The sequence below is a fragment of the Mesorhizobium sp. M7A.F.Ca.MR.245.00.0.0 genome (assembly GCF_003997415.1).
Lineage (GTDB): Bacteria > Pseudomonadota > Alphaproteobacteria > Rhizobiales > Rhizobiaceae > Mesorhizobium.
Genome location: NZ_RZTE01000002.1, coordinates 248,484 through 271,153 on the forward strand (window position 1 = coordinate 248,484; position 22,670 = coordinate 271,153).

Consider the following 22,670-nt stretch of genomic DNA (forward strand, 5'->3'; position numbering starts at 1 on the left):
GATCAGTGCGACAGCGCCATTCGCTCGTCCTGACCGGCCCGCCTGGAGAATTCGCGCCGATATTGCGCCGGCGATGTCCTCAGCCTTGCGGCGAAATGCTGGCGCAGCGAGGTGGCGCTGCCGAAGCCGGCTTCGAATGCCACCATGTCCATCGATTTCTCCGTTGCCTCCAGCAGCCGTTGAGCCAGTTCTATCCGTTGGCTGGTCAGCCAATCGCCGAAACTGGTGCCGATCGATTTTTGGAAGCGGCGGGTAAAGGTGCGCCGGGTCAGGCCGGCGGCCTCGGCGACGCTGTCGAGGCTATGCGTCTCGCCAAGCGTAGCGCGAACCAAGTCCAGGGCCTGGGTGAAGCGGTCAGCATCGGCGCTTCTTGCCACCGGATGCTCGATGAATTGCGCCTGCCCGCCTTGCCGATGCGGAGACAGCACGATCTGGCGGGCGAGCCGGAGTGCCGCTTCCGCGCCATAGCGGGCGCGCACGATGTGGAGACAGCAGTCCAGACCGGCGGCGACGCCGGCCGAAGTCACGATGTCACCATTGTCGACATAGAGCACCGAAGCGTCGACGGCGACGTCGGGATGGAGTTTCTGCAACTGTTCGGAATAGGCCCAGTGCGTCGCGGCACGACGGCCCGAAAGCAGCCCGGCCGCGGCAATGGCGAAAGTTCCGAGGCACAGGCCGACGATCAAGGCGCCGCGTTGGTGCGCCCGGCGCAACGCCTCCATCAGCGGCGGCGATGCCGGCTCGCCGAGATGATGCCAGCTTGGAATGATGACGATATCGGCGCCGTCGAGCCCTTCGAGTCCATGCGGCGCGGCAATTGTCAGTCCGGCCTCGGTGTGGATCGGGCCGGGCTTGACCGCGCAGATGCGGAAGTCGAAGCGCGGCAGGCCAAGCGCCGTCCTGTCCTCTGCGAAGACCAGGCACGGTACGGAAAGGTGGAACGGGCTGATGCCGTCGAAGGCGAGTACGGCAATGATCGGGTCGGTCATGGGTGCTTCCGGCAGTTGAATGCGGATTGTCCTAATTCTTTCGAATGATGTCAATCGGGCCACTTTCGGCTGCCGGGGAGTCCGCCTATTTTCGGTCCATCGCATTCAAGCCGGAAAGGAAAACACCATGTCTGACCCAGCCCACGCCACGCCACGCCGGGCGCTGATCGTCGTCGATGTGCAGAACGACTATGATGGCGGCAGTCTTGCCATCCAGCATCCGCCGTTCCGCGACAGCGTCGTCAATGTGGCGCGGGCGATGGATGCAGCGACTGCTGCCGGCATCAAGGTGGTGGTCGTCAAGCAGATGGCGCCCGAGACATCGCCGATCTTCGCCAGGGGAAGCCATGGCGGCGAACTGCATCCCGAAATAGCCAGGCGTGGGCGCGACCATTATGTCGAAAAGAACCTGCCCTCCGCCTTCACCGGCACCGACCTCGAGGACTGGCTGCGCGCCAACGCCATAGATACGATCACGGTGGTCGGCTACATGACGCACAATTGCGACCTGTCGACCATCATCCACGCCGTGCATATGGGCTTTGCCGTCGAGTTCCTGTCGGATGCGACTGGCTCGGTGCCTTACGCCAACAGCGCCGGCTACGCCTCGGCCGAGGAGATCCACCGCGTGGTCACGATCATCCTGCAGTCGCGCTTTGCCGCCGTGCTCAAGACCGCCGAATGGGTCGAGTGCCTGAAGACCGGCGTGCTGCCGGAACGCGACACCATCTTCGGCTCCAACCAGCGGGCGCTGTCGCGCAGCGCTGCTTAGGGTTATCCGAAAAAACAGAAAGGGCGCCGCATCGCTGCGGCGCCCTTTCTGTTTGGAATTGAAGGATTTTAGAACAGGCCTTCGATATGGCCGGCCTCGTTGAGGAAGATCTTTTCCGAGGACGGCGCCCTCGGCAGGCCGGGCATGGTCATGACCTCGCCGCAGATGATGACGACGAAGCCGGCACCGGCCGAAAGCCTGACCTCGCGCACCGGCACGGTGTGGCCGGTCGGCGCGCCGCGCAGGTTCGGGTCGGTCGAGAAGGAATACTGGGTCTTGGCCATGCAGACCGGCAGGTGGCCGTAGCCGGCGTCTTCCCAGGCCTTGAGCTGGTCGCGCACCGACTTGTCGGCAATCGCTTCCGAGCCGCGATAGATGCGCTGGACGATGGTGTTGATCTTCTCGAACAGCGGCATGGCATCGGGATAGAGCGGCGCGAACTGCGAGGCGCCGGATTCGGCCAGTGCCACCACCTTGTTGGCGAGATCCTCGATGCCGGCCGAGCCGTGAGCCCAGTGCTTGCACAGGATCGCTTCTTCGCCCATCGAGGCGACATAGTCCTTCATCGCCTGGATCTCGGCGTCGGTGTCGGAATAGAAGTGGTTGATGGCCACCACCGCCGGCACGCCGAACTGCCTGATGTTCTCGATGTGGCGGCCGAGGTTGGCGCAGCCCTTCTTCACCGCCTCGACGTTTTCCTTGCCGAGGTCTTCCTTCTTGACGCCGCCATTCATCTTCATGGCGCGCACGGTGGCGACGATGACGGCCGCCGCCGGCTTGAGGCCTGCCTTGCGGCACTTGATGTCGAAGAACTTTTCAGCACCCAGGTCGGCGCCGAAGCCGGCTTCGGTGACGACGTAGTCGGCGAGCTTGAGCGCCGTCGTGGTGGCGACGACCGAGTTGCAGCCATGCGCGATGTTGGCGAACGGGCCGCCATGCACGAAGGCCGGGTTGTTCTCCAGCGTCTGCACCAGGTTCGGCTGCATGGCGTCCTTGAGCAACACGGCCATGGCGCCGTCGGCCTTGAGGTCGCGGGCATAGACGGCTGACTTGTCGCGACGATAGGCGACGATGATGTCGCCGAGGCGCTTTTCCAGATCCTTCAGGTCGGTCGACAGGCACAGGATGGCCATCACTTCCGAGGCGACGGTGATGTCGAAACCGCCCTCGCGCGGGAAGCCGTTGGCGACGCCGCCGAGCGAGCAGATGATTTCGCGCAGCGCGCGGTCGTTCATGTCCATGACGCGGCGCCAGACGACGCGGCGGGTGTCGATGCCGAGCTCATTGCCCCAGTAGATGTGGTTGTCGATCAGCGCCGAAAGCAGGTTGTGCGCCGTGGTGATGGCGTGGAAGTCGCCGGTGAAGTGAAGGTTCATGTCTTCCATCGGCACGACCTGCGCATAGCCACCGCCGGCGGCACCGCCCTTGACGCCGAAATTCGGGCCGAGCGAGGCCTCGCGGATGCACACGATCGCCTTCTTGCCGATGCGGTTCAGGCCGTCGCCAAGGCCAACCGTGGTCGTGGTCTTGCCTTCGCCGGCCGGCGTCGGGTTAATGGCGGTTACGAGGATCAGCTTGCCGTCCTTGTTGCCCTTCACCGACTTGATGAATTCGGCTGATATCTTGGCCTTGTCATGGCCGTAGGGCAGCAGGTGTTCGGTCGGGATGCCGATCTTCTGGCCGATCTCCTGGATCTGCTTTTTCTTGGCGCCGCGCGCGATCTCGATGTCGGACTTCACTTCGGCCATGACGGCTTTCCTCTGGATTGGACGGTGGAGGGGACGGGTTTGATCTTACTGGCAAGCAGGTTGGAACCGGGCGCGGGCATGTTCTAACCCTGTCGCTGCCGCGGCGTCAACTTGTATGCAACTATGTTTCCTCTAGAGAAAATTCCTCTGCGGACCGGCCGACCTGTCGTCGGTTCTTCCTGGCTCCGTTGCCGCGCCGTATAGAAGCCAGAGGACGCGTCGTTCCGCCGTCTCAAAACAGCCGCACAATGCACGGAATGCGACAGAGGCGACGGCGCAAATTCGCCATCGCCTGGTCCCTAATGGAACAGCGCTACTGCGTCAGAACGTTGCTGATTTCGACCATGTTGGAGCGCACCCTGAGCACATAGAAGCCCATCGTCGTCAGATGCGTCGGCAACAGCCAGCCATCCTCGCGGCCATTGGCGATGATGAAGGGCTGGATGCGCAGCGCCGAAACGAACTGCGAGTCCATCGTGTCCCACAGGTTCTGCAGATGCTTTTCCTTGATGACGTCCTCGAAGTCGGCCTGGGCTCCCTTCATCAGGCCGTAATAGCCATAGAGCTGGCCATAGGCGAACCAGTAGCGGTCGTCGGCGCGGAAGTCGAACCAGCCATTGTTGTGGTTCTCGGCGCGTTCCTTGAGGATCGCCGAGGTCGAGCCGATGTCGGACGAGATACGGTCGATATATTGCTTCAGATTGTCGGCACGGGCGTCGAATGTCGCCTGGCAGGTGGCAAGGCGGGCGTTGAAGGAACGCAGCATGCGCACGGCGTCGCGATAGTAGCTTGGCGTCGGCGTCTTGGGGCCGAACGGGTTCAGGCCGAAATACCAGGTCTCTTCGTCGAACTGAAGGTTGCCGCGGGCATTCTGCAGATCGCTGTCGATCTGCGAGGTGGTGCGGACGCGGCCGAGATTGTCGGCAAGTTCGGTCGCCGTGCGCCGCACCGCCTGGTTGATGCCGCGCTGGAAGGAGGCCTTGTTGTCCATCCACGGCGTGTGGTCCCAGTCGATGCCGAACAGGCCCAGCTTGTAGAGGATCATCGACGAGATCCAGGCATTCTGGTTGACGTTGAAGTCGGTCAGGTCAGCGGCGATCTGGGCTATACCAGAGTTGCCGCAGGTCTTGGCGGTGTCCGTGCCGGCGCCGGCGGCGACCTGTTCGCCGGCGGAGACATTGCGCTTCTCGAAGGTGTATGTGTCGGGATAGTTCGGGTTGAAATTGTTCCACCACTGGGTGGCGTAGAAGAAATTGGCATAGAGGCCGATCAGCACCAGCAGAGCGAGGCCGACCGCCGCCTTGAGGATCCAGCCGCGCTGCGTGTACCAGCGTCCGGCCCACAGGAACGGCCACAGGACGACACCGATCAGGAGGCCGATGCCGCGGCCGATCCACTGGAAAATACGGGTGAAGAAATTCACGATCGGATCGAGCATGGCTGTGTCACCCCCTCAAAGCATGATGCCAAAAAGTTGCAGACTTTTTGGATAACATCATACGCCAAAACAAGAAGTTAGAACGAAATAACGGTTCATTTCGTTCTAGTCAGTCAGGCCGTAGAGGCGTGTGCGAAACGCCACCTTGTCCTTCAAATATGTGGTTTTGAGAACGTCCACAACATGCGATCGCCAGGCGTCGCTGAAGCCGTCATAGTCCTTGTAGAAGCCGTCCTTGTTGAAGATGTAGCGCGAGACGAAGTCCGACGGCACGAAATCCGAGATCAGCCGGTTGGTCAGCCAGGCGTCGGGGTGGTCTGGCTTGGCGCGGATCACCAGGAAACGCTGCTGCGGGAAGACATCCTCGATCTTCAGGTGGCCAAGGTGGGCGATCTCGCGCTTGGCGGCGTTGAGGAAGGGAAAATTGCCGTCCCTGGTGATCAGGTCGGCATGGCTCTGGATCCAGGTCTGCAGCCAGACCTTGTCGACATTGGTCAAATTGCGGTTCGGCTCGGCGTCGCGGATCAGCGCGCGCACCACCATCTCGGCCCGGTGCTCGAGATAGCCCGAGGTCTCGACCCAGGAGGCACGCGGCAGCTCGATGCGGCCGGTGGTGGCGAGGAACTTGAACACCTTGTCGGCGTCGTTGATCGAGAGATAGCTGACCTGCCACGGCCGCGAGCGGCGAAAACCGGGGGCGGCCGGATCGCTGATCACCGTCGTCACATCCGGATCGACGAACACGTAGAGGCCGCCGAAATGGCTGGTCCAGTAGGCGTTGTGGCGGAAGATCACCTGGTCGGGCACCAGCGCGTTCTCGCGGATGTCGCCGCAGATCTTGGCGAGCTCCACCATCCGGTTCAGCATGGCGCTGTCGCGCCAGGCATCGGGCTCCTGCTTCAGTCGGTCCACGAGCTTGCCGAGTTCGGCGGCCTTGCCCAGCACATCCTCGGCCGACAGCACCTTGAATTCGACCTGGCTGATCGACAGCAAATCCTCGATGTCGTTGACCTTGGGAATGGAATCCTCGATCTCGCCGTAGATGACGTCTTTGATCGTCAGCGCATCGATGGCGCGCCGGTTCCTGGACATGAACTCGAACATCAGTTGCGAGGTGTTGGAGAAGGCGGTGTGCACCACCGGCAGGTCAATCTGCGACGGCGTCAGGATGATGAAACGGCGGTTGACCTCATTGGGATCGAGATAGTCATAATCATCGCATTCCTCGGCCACTTCGGGCGAGAAGCCGGTGCGGTCGATCTGGAAGCTCTTCAGTTTCGTCGGCTTCAAGCCGAACGCGGCCAGCGCCTTGTTGTAGCGCTGGATGAGGTGCGGCTCGTCGACCGTCAACAGCCGGCCATAGATCAGCTCGTTGTCGCGCAGGAGATCGGGTTTCTTGGCGGGGCTCATGCGGAAGGTTCCGACGGGCTTTGCCTGGAAAGGCGAAGCGCCAACGCTGACGCCCCCCTCTCCCCGTTCTTTACGGGGAGAGGGTAAGGGTGAGGGGCGGCGCTGAAGGTCAAAGACATGGCTCTCCATAACCTTTGGCGGCAAAAAAACGAAGTTCATGAGTTTCGATATGACGATCGAGACGCCCCTCAACAGCAGCCAGTATAGTCTCGAGCACTTCTTCGCGGTCCTTCAAGACGTCGACATTCCAGAAGCGGAGGACAGACCAATCATTTGAAATCATGAAGCGATCCCTGGCCTGGTCGTATTTGTTCTCGGCGTGCTGGCTGCCATCAATCTCGACAATGGGTTGGCACTCTCTGCAGGCAAAATCGGCAAAATATTTACCTATCGGGAATTGCTGCACGAATTTATGGCCGTTCAATCGGCGATCACGCAGTTCGAGCCAGAGTGCGCCTTCGGCGTCGTTGTCTGATTGGCGCAGACGTCTTGCACGTTTTGTTGTCGCGATTCCTGGTCCACGCATGCGCCGCCCCTCACCCTTACCCTCTCCCCGTGAAGGACGGGGAGAGGGGGGCGTCAGCGTTTGCGCCTCGTCCTTCGGCGTGGCGATTGCAGCCTGTCCATTGATGACTAGCATTTGCAGAGGAAGAAACATTAGGCATTCCATAGCCCCTTTTTCTTCATCTCCTCCATCTCGCGCGCGGCTCGCTCGCGCAGGCGGGCGTCGCGCAGCAGTTTTTGCACGGCGGAGTCGTCGGACTTGTCGGAATAGCGGAACTCCGAGTCGGCATAGCGGTTGATCTCCTGCATGACCATGTCCATCGAGAACGGCCCGCGCAGTTCCTCGATCATCGCTTTCTTCTCGTCGTAGCCCTTGTGCATGAAGACCTCCGGCTTCTCGAACCAGTCGTCGGGAAGCTCGATGTCCATGGCGCGCATCTTGATAGCGTCGGTGACGTTCTTGATGGCGCGGCCGGTGAAGCGGGGCTCGGCATCCTTGATCAGGTGCAGATAGGTGCCGATGTCGGCCATCGATTTCGGTGCGCCGTTCTCCTTCATGTAGCGTTCGTAGACCTTCACCAGCCCGTCTTCTTGCGGCCTCTCGTGCTCCTCATAGGCTTCGGTCACGGCGCGCTGGATTTCCTGTGCGGCGTAGAGATCGTGGTCGCCGAGCGGGATCTTGTGGTTTTTTCCCGCCAGCAGGACAAAAATGTCGATGTAGTCGTTGCGGCTCTGCGGCCCGTCGACCAGCCAGCGGGCGCCGGCGCGCTGGCGCAGCGCGTCGTCGACATTTTCGGGATAGTTGGAGAACATGCCGAACGAGCAGTTGCCGCGCACCACAGTCGCGGCACCGGCGAAGGCATCCATCAAGACGCCGGTGATTTCCTGCTGGCCGGCCGAGGCGCGGTCGTCTGAGCGGCGCGCCGCCACCTGGTCGATGTCGTCGATGGTGCCGAAGCCGATGACGCGCGGGTTCAGCACATTGTTGATGAACTGGCGGCAGTTCTGGCCTGATTTGCCCTGATAGGACGAGATCTGGTCGACGCCGAAATTCTCGTAGGCAAAGGGATAGCCGGCGACCTGGCAATAGCCGTTGACGAGGCCGGCGATCATCTGGATCAGCGTCGTCTTGCCGGTGCCGGGGGCGCCGTCGCCGATGAAGGTGAAGAGGAAGCCGCCGAGTTCGACGAACGGATTGAGTTCGCGCTCGAAGTCGTAGGCCATCAGCATCTTGGCGAGCTTGACCGACTGGTATTTGGCGATGTGGTTGCCGACGACCTCTTCCGGCTTCTTGAATGTCATCACCAGCGGTTTTGAACGCTTGCCCGGCGCGACGTCGAAACCATCGAGGGTGAAATCGTCGGCATCGATACGGATATGCGCGTTCTCGAACGGGCCGATGCCGTCGAAGCGGCCCTTGCGGGCCAGAAGCCCGTCGATGGCGACGCGGGCGAAGGCGCGCGCCCTTGTCATCAGGTCGGCGTCGTCGGACGATCCCGAGATCGCCTTGTCGAGGCCTGCCAGGATCGACTTCACCGCATCCTGCGGCGTATCGAACAGGAAGTCCGGTTCGGGACTGTCGTTGGGCGCCTCGCCGTCGCTGTCGATCAGCTGGAACAGGTAGGAGGCGAGGCTGAAGGCCGAAATGTAAGCCGAGGCCGACAGAAGCTTCTTGAAGGTGGACGCCTCGTCGCCCTCGAGCGGCGCGCGGGTGTTCTTGGCCTGCAGACTTTCAAGGTCCGAGCCCTCGGCAAAGACGTCCGATATTGCCAGCGCGATCGCCGTGCCGCGCCGGGCGCGAAACAGGAGCGTGTGCTGCGGGATGGTCAGCAGCTGGTCGTCGGGATGAACGGCGCCGACGGTCTTTGCCAGCTCGACCTCGCGCGTGCGGCGCACCGAACCGGCCGAGACGGTCGAAACGAAGCGGCGGTTGGTGCCGGCAAGTGCTGTGCCGGAGGAGCTAGACGGGTCCTCCAGCACGACGACGCGGGTGATGAAGCTCTGCGCGGTGGCGCGGTGCTTCTCGATGGCGGCTTCCGGGATGGTGGTCAGGCCGGTATCCATGAAGGGTGCTCCGTGGTGTGACGGTCAGACGTCTGAGATGACCTGTCCGTTGGACAGAATGTGAACCTTGTAGCCGGCAAAGATCTTCTGCGCCTCGCCGGCGGCGTAGAGCGCCTGATAGGCCTCGTGCGGGATCAGCGCATGGTTTTCGTAGCTCGACACGCCCTGGCGCGCGGCTTCCAGATCGTCGGTATTGATGAAGAATTCCTGCGTCGTCTTCTCGCTGGAAAACAGCCCCTTGCGGCCGGGTTTCTCGGCCTTGGAATAGACCTCCTGGATGGTCCAGGTCAGCAGCCAGGCATTTTCGGGCTTGCGCACCTTGGCCAGGACTTCGGTCACCGTCGAATTGTTGTCGGTGATGCCAGCCGAATAGAACGGGCCGAGCACGACGCGGCGCAGCTGCTTGGGATGCAGCGGCTCGAAATCCTTGTCGAGATTGACCGCGATGGTCGCCGGCGACAGCGTGTAGGCGGAGTTCTTCTCGGTGAAATCGTCGAAACGGTGGGCAAGCTCGGGATTGAGCAGGCCATCGACCGGCAGAGGAATGTCGATTGTCTCGTTCAGCTTGCCGTTTCTGTCGACGAGCTGGCGGATCATCGTTTCGGACGAATCCTCCACCGTCACCATGTAGACCAGAGGCAGGTTGGCGCTGCCGTCGAACGTCGCCCAGTGGACGAGATAATAGGGCCGCCCCGTCTTCGGATTGACCGAGACCTTGGCCGTTTGCGCCAGGGTGAACGGGCCAAACGTGTTCTCGTTTTTCACGTCCTCGAGATAAAGCCGCTCGGCTATCGACTTCTGCAGCGCCGCGGGGAATTCCTTGTGGCGCAGGATGAAGTCGGCCATTTCCTCGCGCAACTCGCCGGCGAGCGGAATGTTGGCAAGCCGCGCGTCGGCCTGGCGTCGGTCGTTTTCCAGTTCGAGCAGGTTCTGGAACACCGGAAATCCGCTTTCGGCGCGCGAAATGCGGAATGTGTCCATGAAGCCGAGCCGGTTGCGCCAGCAGGAAAACGACTTGTCGAGCCTGGCGATGTGTTCGGCGACGATCTTGGCGACGATGCCGTGCCGGTAGAGCGGCGAGCGATCGTCGCGCATGAACACTTCAAGGCCGCTGAGCGCGGCCGTGATGGCGGAAAAATACCGTGCCGCCGCTTCGTTTTCGGGGGTCATGCCTGGTCGCTCGCGGGCAGTGCTGTCACCCTTAAGACTGCACGTAGTTAGCCGAATTGTGCTTCTTCAGCACCTCGTCGAAGCGGCGGGCGAAGGCATCGTCGGCCAGCTTCTTGCGGCGCTGGATATCGGCGGTGGCGACCATGTTCTTCTCGTGCATCTCAAGCAGGTCACCGATGTGCTTTTGCGAAGCAGCACCGATACCGGCCATGGTTTCCTCGGCGGTGTTGTCGACCTGGCTGCCCAGCGTGTTGATCTTGTGGGCGACGTCCTGCTGGGCGGCGGTCTTCAGCGAATCTTCCAGCGCCTTGTAGAGCACGATGCGCTGCTCGGTATCGATGGTCAGCTTGTTGATCAGCGTCGATTGCGCGGCGATCTGGTTGTTGAGCGAATCGACGAAGGTCTGGAACATCGAGGTGTAACGCTCGAGCGTCTGGCTCTCGGCCAGCAGTTCCTGCTCCTTGGCCTGCTTTTCGTTGTATTCCGTCGCCAGCTTGGAGCGTTCGCCTTCGAGCTGCGTGCGGTCCTTCTGGCTGGTCGAAGCGGCGATCTTGTTTTCGATGTCGAGCAGCATCGGGTTGAGCTCCTCGATGCGCTTCTGCACGGCTTCGAGGTTGGTCATGGTGGTCTTGCGGCGCTCGATCACCTGCGACAGGCTGGTTTCCGAGGTCTTGTAGCGTTGGTCGAGAACCTCTTTCTGCGCCTTCAATATGCCGACGATGGTGTCGGATTTGACCAGCAGTTCCTGCAGATTGCCGGCCAGCGACATGTTGCGAACGCGGTCGGTGCGCATGCGCTGCTTGCTCTGGCTGGAGAAGATGCCAATGAATTTTTCCCAGCCGGTGTAGTTCTTCATGCTCTCGAACTCGGCGCCGAAGACGTTGGTGGCGTCCTCCAGCCCGATGATCAGGTCGGCAATGTTGCCTTCCATCACCTTCTGCTGCTTCAGCACATCCTCGATGCGGGCGTTCTCGAGGTCGAAATTGGCGTCGCCGATCTTCTTGTCTGATGTGGCAAGCGTATCAAGCATGGTGCCGGATTGCTCGATCTTGGAACGCATATCCTGCACGACCTGCTTGGTCTTGGCAATTTCGGCGTCGAAATTCTGCAATGTCGCCATTGGGGCCTCCCGCTTCGGCATGACGTCGCTGGTCGCGAACAGCGGCGAATATATGTGGGGCATCAGGGGATTGAAAGACGTGAAGACAAGGGCGGCGTGAAAACAAAAAAATTCGTCAGGGTCTTGAAAGCCAGTGAAGGCGTGGGCTTAGCGTGATTAGCTTGCCGACCAGCCATAGTTCAGCTGTCATTGAACTTTCATGCGGCAAGGCGAAGGCGCACGGATGCCTTTGTATTGGGCAAACCACCGAAGCAATAGCGGCCGCGATATGCGACGAGAAAGCCGGTTTTGCAGAGCTGGCGAACAGCGGCTCAGGGCTTGGGATCGGCTTTCAGATAGGCGATGACATTGGCGATCTCGTCGTCCTTGGTCAGGCCGGCAAACGCCATCTTGTTGCCGGGCACTTTCAGCTTGGGTGCCCTGAGATACTCGGCGAGATTGGCTTCATCCCAGACCAGGCCGGCGGCGCCGGCACTCTTCATCGCCTCGGAATAGCGGCCAAGATAACTCTCGGCGCTACCGGCGGTGCGGCCAACGACGCCCAACAGATGCGGACCGACCTTGTCGCGGTCGGTGGCTGCTTCATGGCAGGCCATGCACCGGTTGAAGGCCTTCTTGCCCAGGGCCGGGTCGCCGCCGGCATGGGCCACAAGCGAGCTGGCAAGGAGAAGGATGCTGGCGGACGAAGCGGCTCGAAACATGCTGCCCCCGGAGAGTTCTGGCTGGCGGCCTTATAGTACCGAGGCTTTAACAAACGCTGCATCGCGGCGGGATTGCGGAAGACAGGCCCGCGAGTCAGGCCTGTTGTGCCAGATCGCGGCGCAGGAAATCATTCAGCCGCTCGACTGCCTGGGTCGTCGACAGCGGGTTGCGCAGGATGCCGATTTCGAGGTCCGGCAGCACCGGAAGCCCTTCATTGCCGCCGACGATGCGGAGCGATGGCGGAACGCTGCGCAGGGCGAGGCCAGCCACCGCGAGCCCGGCCTGGACGACGGCGATCAGGCCAAGCAGAGAGGCGCTTGAATAGGTACAGCGATAGGAGCGGTCGGCATCGCCAAGCGCCTGGAGGACATTCATCCTGGCGGCGCAGCCCGGTTCGAACAAGGCGACCGGAAGCGGATCGGCCTCCCAGGCGACATGGTTGGGCGAGGCGACCCAGACGAAGCGTTCCAGCCGGATCACCTCAAGCGGCTGCTCCGGCAAGCGGGTGATGATCGCCAGATCCAGCCGCCCCTCCGCCAGCGTCTTCACCAGCGCGGTCGACTGTTCGCAGATCAACTCCACCGTCACCAGGGGATGCTCCGCCGCGAAGCGTGAGAGCACGGGCGGCAGGAGGAAGGCGGCATAATCGTCGGGCACCCCCAAGCGGACGCTGCCTGTCTCCTTGGGCCGGGTGACGCTTGCCCAGGCTTCATCCGACAGTTTCAGCAACCGGCGCGCATAGATCAGGAAATCCTCGCCGACCGCATTGGGAGTGACGGTTCTGGGACCACGCACCAGAAGCTGGTTGCCGACCATCTCCTCCAGCCGCTGCATCTGCATGCTGACCGCCGACTGGCTGCGGCCGACCCGAGGTGCTGCATTGGAAAGGCTGCCGCTCTCGACGACGGCGACGAAGGTTTTCAGCAGGTTGAGATCGAGTGGCGCGGCCATGGTGCTATCAGTATATCGAATAGATCATTCCAAATCTATTCGCTTGTTTGAAGGCCGTGCCGGTGACCAGATGGTTGGGAGTACCGGCTGAACGAAACACCCATGGCAGACGCATCGACAGCCCGCTTTCCGGCCGCCAGCCTCGCTCTGGCAATGGTGATTGCCGGCACGGTCGGCGCCTTCGCCACGGAATCGGGGCTGCATGCCGTTGCCGTCGTCTTCTGGCGATGCGTGTTCGGCGCGATCTTCCTTCTCGTATGGTGCCTGTTGCGCGGCTACCTGCCGGATCGGACGCTGTTGCCGTCCCGGCTTGCCCTTGCAGCACTTGCCGGCGTGTGCATGGTGCTGAGCTGGACGGCCTTCTTCGCAGGCTTCGCCATGACGTCGATCGCCACGACGACGATTATCTACCATATCCAGCCGTTCTTCGTGGTCCTGATCGGCGTGGTTTTCCTAAGGGAACGCATCTCGCCCGACCAACTGCTGTGGATGCTCGCTGCCTTTCTCGGCGTCGTGCTGGCCAGCGGCCTCGTTTTCGCGCACGGTCATGCCGATGCCAACTGGGTGCCGGGCATTGCGCTGACGCTGGGCGGCGCACTGCTCTATGCCGTTACAACGATCCTAGCCAAAGGCCTGGGCCAGCAGCGCGCCGAAATCACGGTACTCTGCCAAACACTGGTGGGGGTCGTCATGCTCGCCCCGTTCGCCGGCATCGGCCAACATATTGCGCCTGCATCATGGGGCTGGCTGCTCGGCATCGGCGTGCTGCACACTGGCATCGCCTATGTGTTGATGAATTCGGCCTTCCCACGCCTGACGACACCGGTGATCGGCGTCATCACCTTCATCTACCCGGTCGTCGCCATCATCGTCGACTGGGCTATCTATGGGCATCCGCTCGGACCGGCGCAGGCAGCCGGCATGGCACTGATTGCGCTGGCAACGCTTGGTGTGCGGCTTGGCTGGCGGTTTCCAAGACGGCGTGTCTCGACCGTGTGAGCCCGAAGCAATTCCCGGGAAAGCACATAGCGCTTCCCCTGGAATTGCTCCAATAACCAAGAGACAGAGTCAGCCTTTGATAAAGCCGATGAAATCGTCTGGCGCGGCGCGGCCCATCTCTTCCTCCCAGTGGCGGCGGCAGAGCGAGACATAGACATCCTTGCCGATTGCCACCTGCTCGCCCTGGCGCGCCACCTTGCCATCGGGGCCGAGGCGCACGACCATCGTCGCCTTGCGGCCGCATCGGCAGATGGTGCGCACTTCGCGCAAATCGTCGGCGATGGCCAGCAGCGCGCGCGAGCCGGAAAACAGCTTGCCCTGGAAATCGGTGCGCAGGCCGTAGCACATGACCGGGATGTTCAACCGATCGGCGATGCGGGCGAGCTGCCAGACCTGCTCCTCCTCGAGGAACTGCGCCTCGTCGACGAAGACGCAATGCACTGACGTATGCGCGTGATGATCGGCGACGCGGGCGAACAGATCGTCACCATCGCGGAACATCTCGGCTTCCGTCTCCAGGCCGATGCGCGACGAGATCAGGCCGGTGTCGCCCTTGCGGTAGTGGCCGGCGACGAACAGCATCGTGCCCATGCCGCGCTCGCGATAATTGTAAGAGGCCTGCAAGAGCATCGTCGTCTTGCCGGCGTTCATAGTCGCGTAGTGGAAGTAAAGCTTGGCCATGCCGCTCTTTTAAGCCGACTTGCCCTGATACGGGGAGGGGCGGTCGCCCGCATTCCCCTGAAAAAGCCGGCCCGTCGTCGAAAAAACCGTCCGGCATGGCAAAAGCGCCTGATGTGTCGCTGATTGGCCAGCCCGCGCCGTTGATCGCGATTGTCTTAATGCTTGAAACCACACCAAAATGGTGTTTGGCTGACGAAACAAGGCGGGCATAGAAACCGTAGCTACGCTTCGCCAAGAATAACAATGGGAGACTGTCTATGTCGCGTATGAACTCTTTCGTCGCCGGCCTCGGCCTGGCGGCTTTTTTGTCCACCAGCGCTGCCTTTGCCGGCGATCCGGCGAGCTGCAAGGCGGTGCGCCTTTCCGATGTCGGCTGGACCGACATCCAGGCGACGACCGGCATCGCCTCCGTGCTGCTGACCGCGCTCGGCTATGAGCCGCAGACGATCCAGCTGTCGGTGCCGGTGACCATGGCGTCGCTGAAGAACAAGGATCTCGACGTGTTCCTCGGCAACTGGATGCCGTCGATGACCAACGACATCAAGGACTATACCGCCGATGGCTCGGTCGAGACGATCAGCACCAACCTGACCGGCGCCGGCTACGGCATCGTCGTGCCGACCTATGTCGCTGACGCCGGCGTGAAATCGCTGACCGATATCGGCAAGTTCAAGGACAAGTTCAACGGCAAGATCTATGGCATCGAGGCCGGCAATGACGGCAACCGCATTATCCTCGACATGATCAAGAACCCGAAAGACAATCTCGAAGGCTTCGAGCTGGTCGAATCCTCGGAGGCCGGGATGCTGACGCAGGCCGAGCAGTCGATGAAGAGCAATGAATGGATCGCCTTCCTCGGCTGGACGCCGCATCCGGTGATGGGTGCCATGAAGATCACCTATCTCGATGGCATGGGCGACAGCGGCTTCGGCGCCGCCACTGTCCATACCAATGTGCGCAAGGGTTACACCACCGAATGCCCGAATGCCGGCAAGTTCATCGCCAACCTGAAGTTCAATCTCGATATGGAAGGCGAGATAATGGACGCGATCCTCAAGGGCGCTGACGCCAATACGGCTGCGACCGACTGGCTCAAGAAGCATCCGGACGCGGTTGCCCCGTGGATTGCCGGCGTGACCACTTTCGATGGCGGCGACGCCGCTGCAGCCGTGAAGACTGCGCTCGGAAGCTGAGCAGGTCTTGCGTTCGGCGTGACCGATCAAGAAGGGCAGTCACTGTAGAAAGGGCTGCCCTTTTTCATATCCTGTGACAAGATGACCGTCCGGCAAGGACGGCGACTGCCAAAGAGGGGCAAGATGGATCCGATTTCAAAATTCTTTGTCAGTTATAAAATCCCCATAGGCGAGTGGGGCAAAGCGTTCTTCACCTTCCTTACCGACAATTTCAACACCTTCTTCCGCGGCCTCTCCGGCGGCTTGAATTTCCTGCTCGATGGAGTGGTCGACACGCTGCTGCTGGTACCGCCGGTCCTTCTCATCGCGCTGATTGCACTGCTTGCCTATTATCTGCAGCGATCGAGAGGCTTGGCGGTGGCTGTCTTTCTCGGGTTGCTGTTCATCCTCAACCAGAACCTCTGGAAGCAGACGGTAGAGACACTGGTGCTGGTGGTTGCCGCCGCCGCCGCCTCGATGGCCATCGGTGTGCCACTTGGTATCTGGGCGGCGCACAAGCCGAAGGTCTATCGCGTCATGCTGCCGGTGCTCGATTTGATGCAGACGCTGCCGACCTTCGTCTACCTCATCCCGGTGCTGACGCTGTTCGGCCTCGGCAATGCGCCCGGCCTCATCGTCACCATCATCTTCGTCATCCCGACCGCGGTTCGTCTCACGCATCTCGGCGTCGTGTCGGTGCCGAAGTCGATCGTCGAGGCCGGCGAGGCGTTCGGCGCCACCAAGAGCCAGTTGCTGTGGAAGGTGGAGCTGCCCTCGGCGCTGCCCACCATCATGGCCGGTCTGACGCAGTGCATCATGCTGTCGCTGTCGATGGTGGTGTTTGCCGCACTGATCGGCGCCGGCGGCCTCGGCACCGAAATCAACCGGGCGCTGGGTTCGCGCAAAATCGACCTCGGGCTCGAGGCGGGCCTCGCCATCGTCGTTTTGGCCATCGTGCTCGACCGGATGACCCGCATCGCCGTTGGAGGCAAGAAATGACCGTCGCCGTCGATTTCCGGAACGTCGATATCGTCTTCGGCGCCGACCAGGCCGGATCGCTGAAAATGATCGACGCCGGAGCCAGCCGCGCCGAGATCCTCGAAAAGACCGGCAATGTACTGGGTTGCGCCGGCGCCAGCCTGACCGTGAACGAGGGCGAAATCTCCGTGCTGATGGGTCTCTCCGGTTCGGGCAAGTCGACATTGCTGCGGGCGGTCAACCGGCTCAACGTGGTGTCGCGCGGCCAGGTGCTGGTCAAGGATGGCGACAAAACCGTCGACGTCGTCACCTGCGACGAGGCGACCCTGCGGCGCCTGCGCCAGAAACAGGTGGCGATGGTGTTCCAGCAGTTCGGCCTTTTGCCCTGGCGCACGGTGGAGGAGAATGTCGGTCTCGGCCTCGAACTCGCCGGCGTACCGGAAGCCGAGCGCAAGGAGCGCGTGCAACGCCAGCTCAAGCTGGTCAATCTCGACCAGTGGTCGAAGAAATACGCGCATGAGCTGTCGGGCGGCATGCAGCAGCGCGTCGGCCTGGCGCGGGCCTTCGCCACCGAGGCGCCGATCCTGCTGATGGACGAGCCGTTCTCGGCGCTCGACCCGCTGATCCGCACCAAGCTGCAGGACGAATTGTTGCAGCTGCAGGCCGAATTGAAGAAGACCATCATCTTCGTCAGCCACGACCTCGAGGAGGCGCTGAAGATCGGTTCCCACATCACCATCATGGAGGGTGGGCGCATCGTGCAAACCGGCGCGCCGGAGGACATCGTGCTGCGGCCTGCCAACGACTATGTCCGCGACTTCATCGCCAATGTGAACCCGCTGTCGGTGCTGACCGCCTGGAACGTGATGCGCGACCGTCGCGATCTGGAGCACGGCAAGGATGGCTGGGTGTGGCTCGACCGCCGCAAGACGACGCGCTTCAAGATCGATGATCACGGGCTGGTGGCGGCGGCCGAACGCGATGGCAAACCGGCGGTCTGGGTGTCGTGCGCCGATGTCGAAGGCCAATCCGAAGAAGCCGCGCAAGTGTTCTGGGCCAATCCGGGCACCTCGCTGAAAACCGTGATGCTGGCCATGCACCGTTCACAGACCGCTCCCGTGGCGCTGTTCGACGACCAGTCGCGCTTCGTCGGCGCCATCGGTATCCGCGATGTGCTGAGCGCGGTGCTGCGGCGGTAACCTTCGCCGTCAATTCAGCCCATAGGGCGGTTTATTGTTTTCGAGGGAACAGCCGGGTCGCATAATTGAGGTTGAGGAATGCGAAACGCGACGGTGGCTGCACTCATATACGAGTTTCTATTCGACGTTTACCGGCTAATCGACGCCGAGCGAGAGCACAACGAGTGGCTGCCAGACGAACATAGTGTGGTGCGCGAAGCCTTCTTTCACAGTTACATCAGCTGCTGGGAGTGGAGTACCTCGGTGCTGGAGGAGGTCGGCGCCACCAAGACCCTCCAGCTGCCGCACATTAGGCAAGACCCGAACAGGCGCAGTCCGTACAGCTACCCTTTAATGACCTTGGACGACTGTCGCGTTGCAGACTTTTCAGAGTTCGAGACATTCGACAATTATTGCTATGCAATGTTCACCTTTTACCAATTGATCGGTCAAACTTCGCGTGAGAACGAGGTCAATCTGGCCGTTCGGTCTCCCCGGTTCTTGGAGGCAGTCGCATCCAAGGACGATGTCTTCATGATCGAGGACATTCATTGCGTTAAATTTAGACGAGATCGCTTCGAGGAAAAGGTGATGACGCGTTGGCGCGAGATGCAACTTCGCATATTTCGACGCAAGGACGGCGTACTGAAATAGGCAACCAGCCCATCCACCGCTCGTTGACCTATGCTGGTTGAAGTTGAGAGCAGACCGACGAAGAACCGGCTAACGAAACTGCCCTGTCATATTGTGGCAGCCTTATGCCGCCAGCGGCAGGCGCAGCTGCGTTAGCAGGCCACCGCCCGGGTTGTTGGACAGGCTGATCTCGCCGCCGGCGGCGCGCGCGATGTTGCGGGCGATGGTCAGGCCGAGGCCCAGACCGCCGGTCTGGCGGTTGCGCGATTGTTCGAGGCGCACGAACGAGCCGAACACGGCGTCGATCTGTGCCTGCGGTATCCCGGGCCCTTCATCGCGGATGGTGAGCAGGATCATGTCTTCCGACCGGCGCAGCGTAAGATGCGCCTTCTTGCCGTAGGTGACCGCGTTCTGCACCAGATTGGTGACACAGCGCTTGAGCGCGACCGGCCGCGCCATGCAGATCAGCCCGCGCGAACGGGTCTCGTCGTCGAACGATACGTCGTCATAGCCGTCGGCGATCGATTCCACGAGCGACCAGAAATCGATGCGTTCGTTCTTTTCCTCGGTCACTTCGAAGGTGGCGAAGTCGATCACCGAGCTGGCGATGCCCTCGACATCGGCGAGGTCGTGCGCCAATGCCTCGCGGACCGCCGATTTGCGCAACAGCTCCAGGCGCAGGCGCATCCTGGTCATCGGCGTGCGCAGATCATGCGCCAATGCCGCCGCCAGATGTTCGCGGTCCTCAACATATTCGCGCAACCTTGCCTGCATGGCGTTAATCGCCTTGGCGGCGGCACGGACCTCGCGGCTGCCGCTCTCGGCGATCGGCGGGCTCTTTAGATCCTTGCCGATCCGGTTCACGGCGGTTTCCATCATCCGGTAGGGCGCCGTCAGCCGGCGCAGCGACCAGATCGACATGATCACCACCAGCCCTGCGATCAGCGAATAGAGCGGCAGGCTGTCGAAGCTCAGGATCGGGCCGACCGGCGTGATCGGCTCGGTGAAGTTCAGCCATTGGCCGTCGGCGAAGCGCAGCGAGGCCGTCAGCTTGTCGCTCTGGGCGAAGTCGGCGGCCAATACCAGAAGGTCGCGTTCGACCTGGCCGATGTCGGGTCCCGGCGCCGTGCCGTCCGCGTCATCGGCCTCGCGCGTCGCCGGATCGCGGCCTACGCGTGCATCGGTGATGCCGAATTTCGACAGCCTGCCGACGAGGATATCTTCGAGTTCGGCCAGTTCGTCGTCACCGGCGATCGACGAAGTGACCGCCGGCGTGTCCGAAACGGTGAGCGCGTAGGTGGAATTGAACAGGCCGGTCGCCATCGCCTTGCGCTCGTCCGGACTGGCGTCATGCATGAGCTGCACCAGCGAGAAGGCACGGTCGTTGAGCCGGTAGAGGTCGACGACGTCGTTGGCCGCCGCGCGGTCGCGCGATACGATGTAAAGGGTCGCGACCTGGCTGATCAGCAGGCCGGCAATGACGATCAGCAGCACCCAGACAGGCAAGGTCTGCGGCAGGAAACGCCTCATTCGGAGGTCGTCTCGGGCAGGAACTGGTAGCCGCCGCTGCGTACGGTCAGGATCAGCTTGGGCGTCTTCGGGTCGTCCTCCATCTTGCGTCGCAACCGGCTGACCAGGATGTCGATGCTGCGGTCGAAGGAATAGTCGCTGTCGCCGCCGGACAGTTCGATTAGCTGGTCGCGGGTCAGCACGCGCTGCGCGCTCTTGACGAAGGTCTGCAGCAGGTTGAATTCGGCCATGGTCAGTTCGACCCTGACATCGTCGGGTGCGATCAGCCGGCGCCGAGCACAATCCATCGTCCAGCCGGCGAAGCGGTAGATCTGCTTGGTGGTGGCGCGCTTGGGCTCGGCGGTGCCATTGCGCCTGAGCACGGCGCGGATGCGCGCCAAAAGCTCGCGCGGGTCGAAGGGTTTGGGCACATAGTCATCGGCGCCCATTTCCAGGCCGACGACGCGGTCGGTCGTCTCGGTGACGGCGGTCAGCATGATGATCGGCGTCGAATACTGGGCGCGCAGGTCGCGGCACAGCTCCAGCCCGCTCTTGCCGGGCAGCATCACGTCAAGGACGATGAGGTCCACCTGGACGCGCCGCAGGATGGTCTCCATCTCAATGCCGTCGGCGGCAACCGAGGTGTGCAGGCCCCGCTTCTGGAAGAATTCCTGCAGCAGGTCGCGGATGCCCTTGTCGTCGTCGACGATCAGTATGTGTGCGTCGGATTTCACAGCAGCCCTGTCATTGTTGCCAAGCCCTTCTGTCTTTGATTGCCAAGCCCTTCTGTCACAACCCACACGATAGAATTCAGGCCATATGTTGGCCAGTGGCTATGATGGGTTCACACCGGCTTTCTCAGACACAATCCAGAAACAAAATTCTACAGTTCAGAAAAACTCCTGAAAAATTTCAAGGGCATAACTGGTCTCGTGGCGGTCAGGTCATCGGCTGCGACGCTAGTCTCCGGGTTTACGGATAAACCGATGCCAAGGTTGTCGATCAGTTTGTTGGGTGCGTTGCTGGGCTTCTGCCTGGTCACTGCCGCTGTCGGACAATCGGACGCAAAGGTGACGCTCACAACCCGGAGCGAACGGTGCGCCAATCTCAGCCACCAATTTGATGAAGCCCTCGAAACCCACGCCACGGCAACGCAGGTCACCGCGGCAAAGGCACTTCAGAGAAAGGGCAACCGGTACTGCGCCGCCAAGAAACAGGCGCAGGGCATCCGGATGCTCGCCAATGCTTTGAAGCTGCTTGGAGTGACGCCGAACGACCCGGTTCAGTAACACTCAGAAACTTGACCCGCATAAAAAGGAAACGAAGCCATGAAAAAGTCCATCCTCTCCGCCACCGGTCTCGCCGTCGCTCTGGCTTTCGCGATGCCGGCTCTCGGCAACGCCGCCGCCACCACGACCGCTGCTCCGGCTGCTTCGACGACCACAGCTCCGGCGACTGCCGCTCCGGCCAAGGCTGCTCCGAAGAAGGTCGTCAAGAAGACCGTCAAGAAGCACAAGAAGGCTGCCGAGAAGGCCGTCAAGAAGGACGCCCCGAAGACGTAATCAGGTCCGGCATAAAATGCCGGCTGTTGGCCAAGGACGCTCCAGCTGGTTTCGGCTGGAGCGGCCTTCTTCCTGTCCGAGCCACTGAAGCCCTGACGAAGTCTGGCACCGGCAGCTTCCGCCTCGACTGACACTTAACCCGTTTGCAACGCCGGCCGTGTAGGACAATCCGCATGAAGAAGCGGCTTTCGTCCATTTTGCGCTCGATGGTGATCGGCGGCCTGGTTGCCACCGGCGTCGCCAGGGTGCTGATCCTGTTCACCGCCAGCCCGGTGCCCGATCCGGCCACCGGACGCACCGAGCCTTCGCTGTTCGCGCCGGCGATTTCCACCAACTGGGACTACATCACGCCGGCACAGACCTGGCTGCTGATCGTGCTGACAGGCGCGACGGTGATCTGCGTCGCCGCGTGGCCGATCACGGTCTGGCTGGAACGCCGGGCGGATGCGGGTGGAAACCGCTTTCACCCCGATATCCGGCCCGCCACGACCGCGCGGCAGATTCCCAGCCGTCGCATGTTCGGCCGCCAGGGCCGTTGAACGGCAACCGACACTTTCCCACATGATTGTGAATGGCCGCGTCGGCGGACACTGGTTTTCGCGCGTCGACCAAAATGGACGACCGCTTTCGCTGGTGCCAGAATGGCGGCAGGGTTGCTACGCCAGAGCAATTCACCGTTTCGTGGAAACGGCGAACCGTTCTGATCCTTTGTCTTGACGCAATTCCGGGCGGAAAACCGTTTTACACTTTTCCTGGAATTGCTCTAACTGTCGGTTCCAATGCCTGAAATCACCACAAAACCGCGCGTCCAGGTCAAGCCGCAGGTCGAACGGCCAAAGCTCTACAAGGTCATCCTCATCAATGACGATTTCACGCCGCGCGAATTCGTCGTGACGGTGCTGAAGGGTGAGTTCAAACTCAGCGAAGACCAGGCGCATCGGGTGATGATCACCGCGCATCGTCGCGGCGTCTGCGTCGTCGCCGTGTTCACCAGGGATGTCGCCGAGACCAAGGCGACGCGCGCCACCGATGCCGGCAAGGCCAAGGGCTATCCGCTGATGTTCACGACGGAGCCGGAGGAGTAGCT

At 61.6% G+C, this 22,670-nt stretch carries 23 protein-coding genes; 10 read left to right on the plus strand and 13 right to left on the minus strand.

Annotated elements, in window-relative coordinates; all coding sequences use genetic code 11:
* Positions 1-2: 2 nt before the first annotated feature.
* Positions 3-992 carry a helix-turn-helix domain-containing protein gene (locus EOB80_RS04205; RefSeq protein ID WP_127326764.1) on the minus strand — a complete coding sequence of 330 codons (990 nt, stop codon included), beginning with the start codon at positions 990-992 and terminating at the stop codon, positions 3-5.
* A gap of 127 nt (positions 993-1,119) precedes the next feature.
* Here EOB80_RS04205 and EOB80_RS04210 point away from each other — a divergent pair, with 127 nt between their 5' ends.
* Complete coding sequence (locus tag EOB80_RS04210) at positions 1,120-1,764, plus strand: cysteine hydrolase family protein (RefSeq protein WP_127326765.1); 645 nt, start codon at positions 1,120-1,122, stop codon at positions 1,762-1,764.
* Between the two features lie 68 nt (positions 1,765-1,832).
* Here EOB80_RS04210 and EOB80_RS04215 read toward each other — a convergent pair whose 3' ends face one another.
* The 9 genes from EOB80_RS04215 to EOB80_RS04255 all read right to left on the minus strand — a co-directional run bounded on the left by EOB80_RS04215 (position 1,833) and on the right by EOB80_RS04255 (position 12,871).
* Positions 1,833-3,512, minus strand: a complete 1,680-nt coding sequence (locus EOB80_RS04215) for a formate--tetrahydrofolate ligase (protein ID WP_127326766.1) — start codon at positions 3,510-3,512, stop codon at positions 1,833-1,835.
* A 313-nt stretch (positions 3,513-3,825) separates the two neighbouring features.
* On the minus strand, positions 3,826-4,950 hold the full coding sequence (locus tag EOB80_RS04220) for a DUF2333 family protein (protein ID WP_127266545.1): 1,125 nt from the start codon (positions 4,948-4,950) through the stop codon (positions 3,826-3,828).
* Between the two features lie 105 nt (positions 4,951-5,055).
* The gene (locus EOB80_RS04225) at positions 5,056-6,360 is read right to left on the minus strand and encodes a DUF6638 family protein (protein ID WP_127326767.1); all 1,305 of its coding nucleotides are present in this window, start codon (positions 6,358-6,360) and stop codon (positions 5,056-5,058) included.
* Between the two features lie 109 nt (positions 6,361-6,469).
* Positions 6,470-6,886 (minus strand): DUF559 domain-containing protein, encoded by a 417-nt coding sequence (locus EOB80_RS04230; protein ID WP_127326868.1) that lies wholly within the window; start codon positions 6,884-6,886, stop codon positions 6,470-6,472.
* Between the two features lie 131 nt (positions 6,887-7,017).
* Positions 7,018-8,928 carry an ATP-binding protein gene (locus EOB80_RS04235; RefSeq protein ID WP_127326768.1) on the minus strand — a complete coding sequence of 637 codons (1,911 nt, stop codon included), beginning with the start codon at positions 8,926-8,928 and terminating at the stop codon, positions 7,018-7,020.
* A 24-nt stretch (positions 8,929-8,952) separates the two neighbouring features.
* The gene (locus EOB80_RS04240) at positions 8,953-10,098 is read right to left on the minus strand and encodes a hypothetical protein (protein ID WP_127326769.1); all 1,146 of its coding nucleotides are present in this window, start codon (positions 10,096-10,098) and stop codon (positions 8,953-8,955) included.
* Positions 10,099-10,129: 31 nt separating this feature from the next.
* Positions 10,130-11,218 (minus strand): hypothetical protein, encoded by a 1,089-nt coding sequence (locus EOB80_RS04245; RefSeq protein WP_127266549.1) that lies wholly within the window; start codon positions 11,216-11,218, stop codon positions 10,130-10,132.
* Between the two features lie 311 nt (positions 11,219-11,529).
* Positions 11,530-11,919, minus strand: a complete 390-nt coding sequence (locus EOB80_RS04250) for a cytochrome c family protein (protein ID WP_127326770.1) — start codon at positions 11,917-11,919, stop codon at positions 11,530-11,532.
* Between the two features lie 94 nt (positions 11,920-12,013).
* Complete coding sequence (locus EOB80_RS04255; protein ID WP_127326771.1) at positions 12,014-12,871, minus strand: LysR substrate-binding domain-containing protein; 858 nt, start codon at positions 12,869-12,871, stop codon at positions 12,014-12,016.
* Positions 12,872-12,973: 102 nt separating this feature from the next.
* Between EOB80_RS04255 and EOB80_RS04260 the strand changes: the two genes are divergently transcribed.
* Positions 12,974-13,870: a DMT family transporter gene (locus tag EOB80_RS04260; RefSeq protein WP_127326772.1), complete on the plus strand. Its 897-nt coding sequence runs from the start codon at positions 12,974-12,976 to the stop codon at positions 13,868-13,870.
* 69 nt (positions 13,871-13,939) lie between these two features.
* On the opposite strand, the gene EOB80_RS04265 is transcribed toward EOB80_RS04260, so the two are convergent.
* The gene (locus EOB80_RS04265; protein ID WP_024504537.1) at positions 13,940-14,551 is read right to left on the minus strand and encodes a thymidine kinase; all 612 of its coding nucleotides are present in this window, start codon (positions 14,549-14,551) and stop codon (positions 13,940-13,942) included.
* Between the two features lie 257 nt (positions 14,552-14,808).
* Between EOB80_RS04265 and EOB80_RS04270 the strand changes: the two genes are divergently transcribed.
* From EOB80_RS04270 to EOB80_RS04285, 4 genes are all read left to right on the plus strand, one after another.
* A complete protein-coding gene (locus tag EOB80_RS04270) occupies positions 14,809-15,744 on the plus strand; it encodes a choline ABC transporter substrate-binding protein (protein WP_127266554.1) in 936 nt (311 codons plus the stop codon).
* Positions 15,745-15,867: 123 nt separating this feature from the next.
* Entirely contained in the window at positions 15,868-16,722 is an 855-nt protein-coding gene (gene choW, locus EOB80_RS04275) for a choline ABC transporter permease subunit (RefSeq protein WP_127266555.1), read from the plus strand.
* On the plus strand, positions 16,719-17,900 hold the full coding sequence (gene choV / locus EOB80_RS04280) for a choline ABC transporter ATP-binding protein (protein ID WP_024504539.1): 1,182 nt from the start codon (positions 16,719-16,721) through the stop codon (positions 17,898-17,900). The genes choW and choV overlap by 4 nt, the downstream gene beginning before the upstream one ends.
* A gap of 78 nt (positions 17,901-17,978) precedes the next feature.
* Positions 17,979-18,533, plus strand: a complete 555-nt coding sequence (locus EOB80_RS04285; RefSeq protein ID WP_127326773.1) for a hypothetical protein — start codon at positions 17,979-17,981, stop codon at positions 18,531-18,533.
* A 102-nt stretch (positions 18,534-18,635) separates the two neighbouring features.
* On the opposite strand, the gene EOB80_RS04290 is transcribed toward EOB80_RS04285, so the two are convergent.
* A complete protein-coding gene (locus EOB80_RS04290; protein WP_127326774.1) occupies positions 18,636-20,042 on the minus strand; it encodes an ATP-binding protein in 1,407 nt (468 codons plus the stop codon).
* Positions 20,039-20,755, minus strand: a complete 717-nt coding sequence (locus EOB80_RS04295; protein WP_127290180.1) for a response regulator transcription factor — start codon at positions 20,753-20,755, stop codon at positions 20,039-20,041. The genes EOB80_RS04290 and EOB80_RS04295 overlap by 4 nt, the downstream gene beginning before the upstream one ends.
* Positions 20,756-21,007: 252 nt before the next feature.
* Here EOB80_RS04295 and EOB80_RS04300 point away from each other — a divergent pair, with 252 nt between their 5' ends.
* The 4 genes from EOB80_RS04300 to clpS all read left to right on the plus strand — a co-directional run bounded on the left by EOB80_RS04300 (position 21,008) and on the right by clpS (position 22,668).
* Entirely contained in the window at positions 21,008-21,310 is a 303-nt protein-coding gene (locus tag EOB80_RS04300; RefSeq protein WP_127266560.1) for a hypothetical protein, read from the plus strand.
* 39 nt (positions 21,311-21,349) lie between these two features.
* The gene (locus EOB80_RS04305; RefSeq protein ID WP_013529962.1) at positions 21,350-21,583 is read left to right on the plus strand and encodes a hypothetical protein; all 234 of its coding nucleotides are present in this window, start codon (positions 21,350-21,352) and stop codon (positions 21,581-21,583) included.
* Between the two features lie 173 nt (positions 21,584-21,756).
* Positions 21,757-22,122: a hypothetical protein gene (locus tag EOB80_RS04310; protein WP_127326775.1), complete on the plus strand. Its 366-nt coding sequence runs from the start codon at positions 21,757-21,759 to the stop codon at positions 22,120-22,122.
* A gap of 240 nt (positions 22,123-22,362) precedes the next feature.
* Entirely contained in the window at positions 22,363-22,668 is a 306-nt protein-coding gene (clpS, locus tag EOB80_RS04315; protein ID WP_023809857.1) for an ATP-dependent Clp protease adapter ClpS, read from the plus strand.
* Positions 22,669-22,670 lie beyond the last annotated feature (2 nt).

What these genes read in the sequence shown, in the direction of transcription:
- EOB80_RS04205 (WP_127326764.1), bottom strand. Translation starts at nt 992, where the DNA reads ATGACCGACCCGATCATTGCCGTACTCGCCTTCGACGGCATCAGCCCG.
- EOB80_RS04210 (WP_127326765.1), top strand. Translation starts at nt 1,120, where the DNA reads ATGTCTGACCCAGCCCACGCCACGCCACGCCGGGCGCTGATCGTCGTC.
- EOB80_RS04215 (WP_127326766.1), bottom strand. Translation starts at nt 3,512, where the DNA reads ATGGCCGAAGTGAAGTCCGACATCGAGATCGCGCGCGGCGCCAAGAAA.
- EOB80_RS04220 (WP_127266545.1), bottom strand. Translation starts at nt 4,950, where the DNA reads ATGCTCGATCCGATCGTGAATTTCTTCACCCGTATTTTCCAGTGGATC.
- EOB80_RS04225 (WP_127326767.1), bottom strand. Translation starts at nt 6,360, where the DNA reads ATGAGCCCCGCCAAGAAACCCGATCTCCTGCGCGACAACGAGCTGATC.
- EOB80_RS04230 (WP_127326868.1), bottom strand. Translation starts at nt 6,886, where the DNA reads ATGCGTGGACCAGGAATCGCGACAACAAAACGTGCAAGACGTCTGCGC.
- EOB80_RS04235 (WP_127326768.1), bottom strand. Translation starts at nt 8,928, where the DNA reads ATGGATACCGGCCTGACCACCATCCCGGAAGCCGCCATCGAGAAGCAC.
- EOB80_RS04240 (WP_127326769.1), bottom strand. Translation starts at nt 10,098, where the DNA reads ATGACCCCCGAAAACGAAGCGGCGGCACGGTATTTTTCCGCCATCACG.
- EOB80_RS04245 (WP_127266549.1), bottom strand. Translation starts at nt 11,218, where the DNA reads ATGGCGACATTGCAGAATTTCGACGCCGAAATTGCCAAGACCAAGCAG.
- EOB80_RS04250 (WP_127326770.1), bottom strand. Translation starts at nt 11,919, where the DNA reads ATGTTTCGAGCCGCTTCGTCCGCCAGCATCCTTCTCCTTGCCAGCTCG.
- EOB80_RS04255 (WP_127326771.1), bottom strand. Translation starts at nt 12,871, where the DNA reads ATGGCCGCGCCACTCGATCTCAACCTGCTGAAAACCTTCGTCGCCGTC.
- EOB80_RS04260 (WP_127326772.1), top strand. Translation starts at nt 12,974, where the DNA reads ATGGCAGACGCATCGACAGCCCGCTTTCCGGCCGCCAGCCTCGCTCTG.
- EOB80_RS04265 (WP_024504537.1), bottom strand. Translation starts at nt 14,551, where the DNA reads ATGGCCAAGCTTTACTTCCACTACGCGACTATGAACGCCGGCAAGACG.
- EOB80_RS04270 (WP_127266554.1), top strand. Translation starts at nt 14,809, where the DNA reads ATGTCGCGTATGAACTCTTTCGTCGCCGGCCTCGGCCTGGCGGCTTTT.
- choW (WP_127266555.1), top strand. Translation starts at nt 15,868, where the DNA reads ATGGATCCGATTTCAAAATTCTTTGTCAGTTATAAAATCCCCATAGGC.
- choV (WP_024504539.1), top strand. Translation starts at nt 16,719, where the DNA reads ATGACCGTCGCCGTCGATTTCCGGAACGTCGATATCGTCTTCGGCGCC.
- EOB80_RS04285 (WP_127326773.1), top strand. Translation starts at nt 17,979, where the DNA reads ATGCGAAACGCGACGGTGGCTGCACTCATATACGAGTTTCTATTCGAC.
- EOB80_RS04290 (WP_127326774.1), bottom strand. Translation starts at nt 20,042, where the DNA reads ATGAGGCGTTTCCTGCCGCAGACCTTGCCTGTCTGGGTGCTGCTGATC.
- EOB80_RS04300 (WP_127266560.1), top strand. Translation starts at nt 21,008, where the DNA reads ATGCCAAGGTTGTCGATCAGTTTGTTGGGTGCGTTGCTGGGCTTCTGC.
- EOB80_RS04305 (WP_013529962.1), top strand. Translation starts at nt 21,350, where the DNA reads ATGAAAAAGTCCATCCTCTCCGCCACCGGTCTCGCCGTCGCTCTGGCT.
- EOB80_RS04310 (WP_127326775.1), top strand. Translation starts at nt 21,757, where the DNA reads ATGAAGAAGCGGCTTTCGTCCATTTTGCGCTCGATGGTGATCGGCGGC.
- clpS (WP_023809857.1), top strand. Translation starts at nt 22,363, where the DNA reads ATGCCTGAAATCACCACAAAACCGCGCGTCCAGGTCAAGCCGCAGGTC.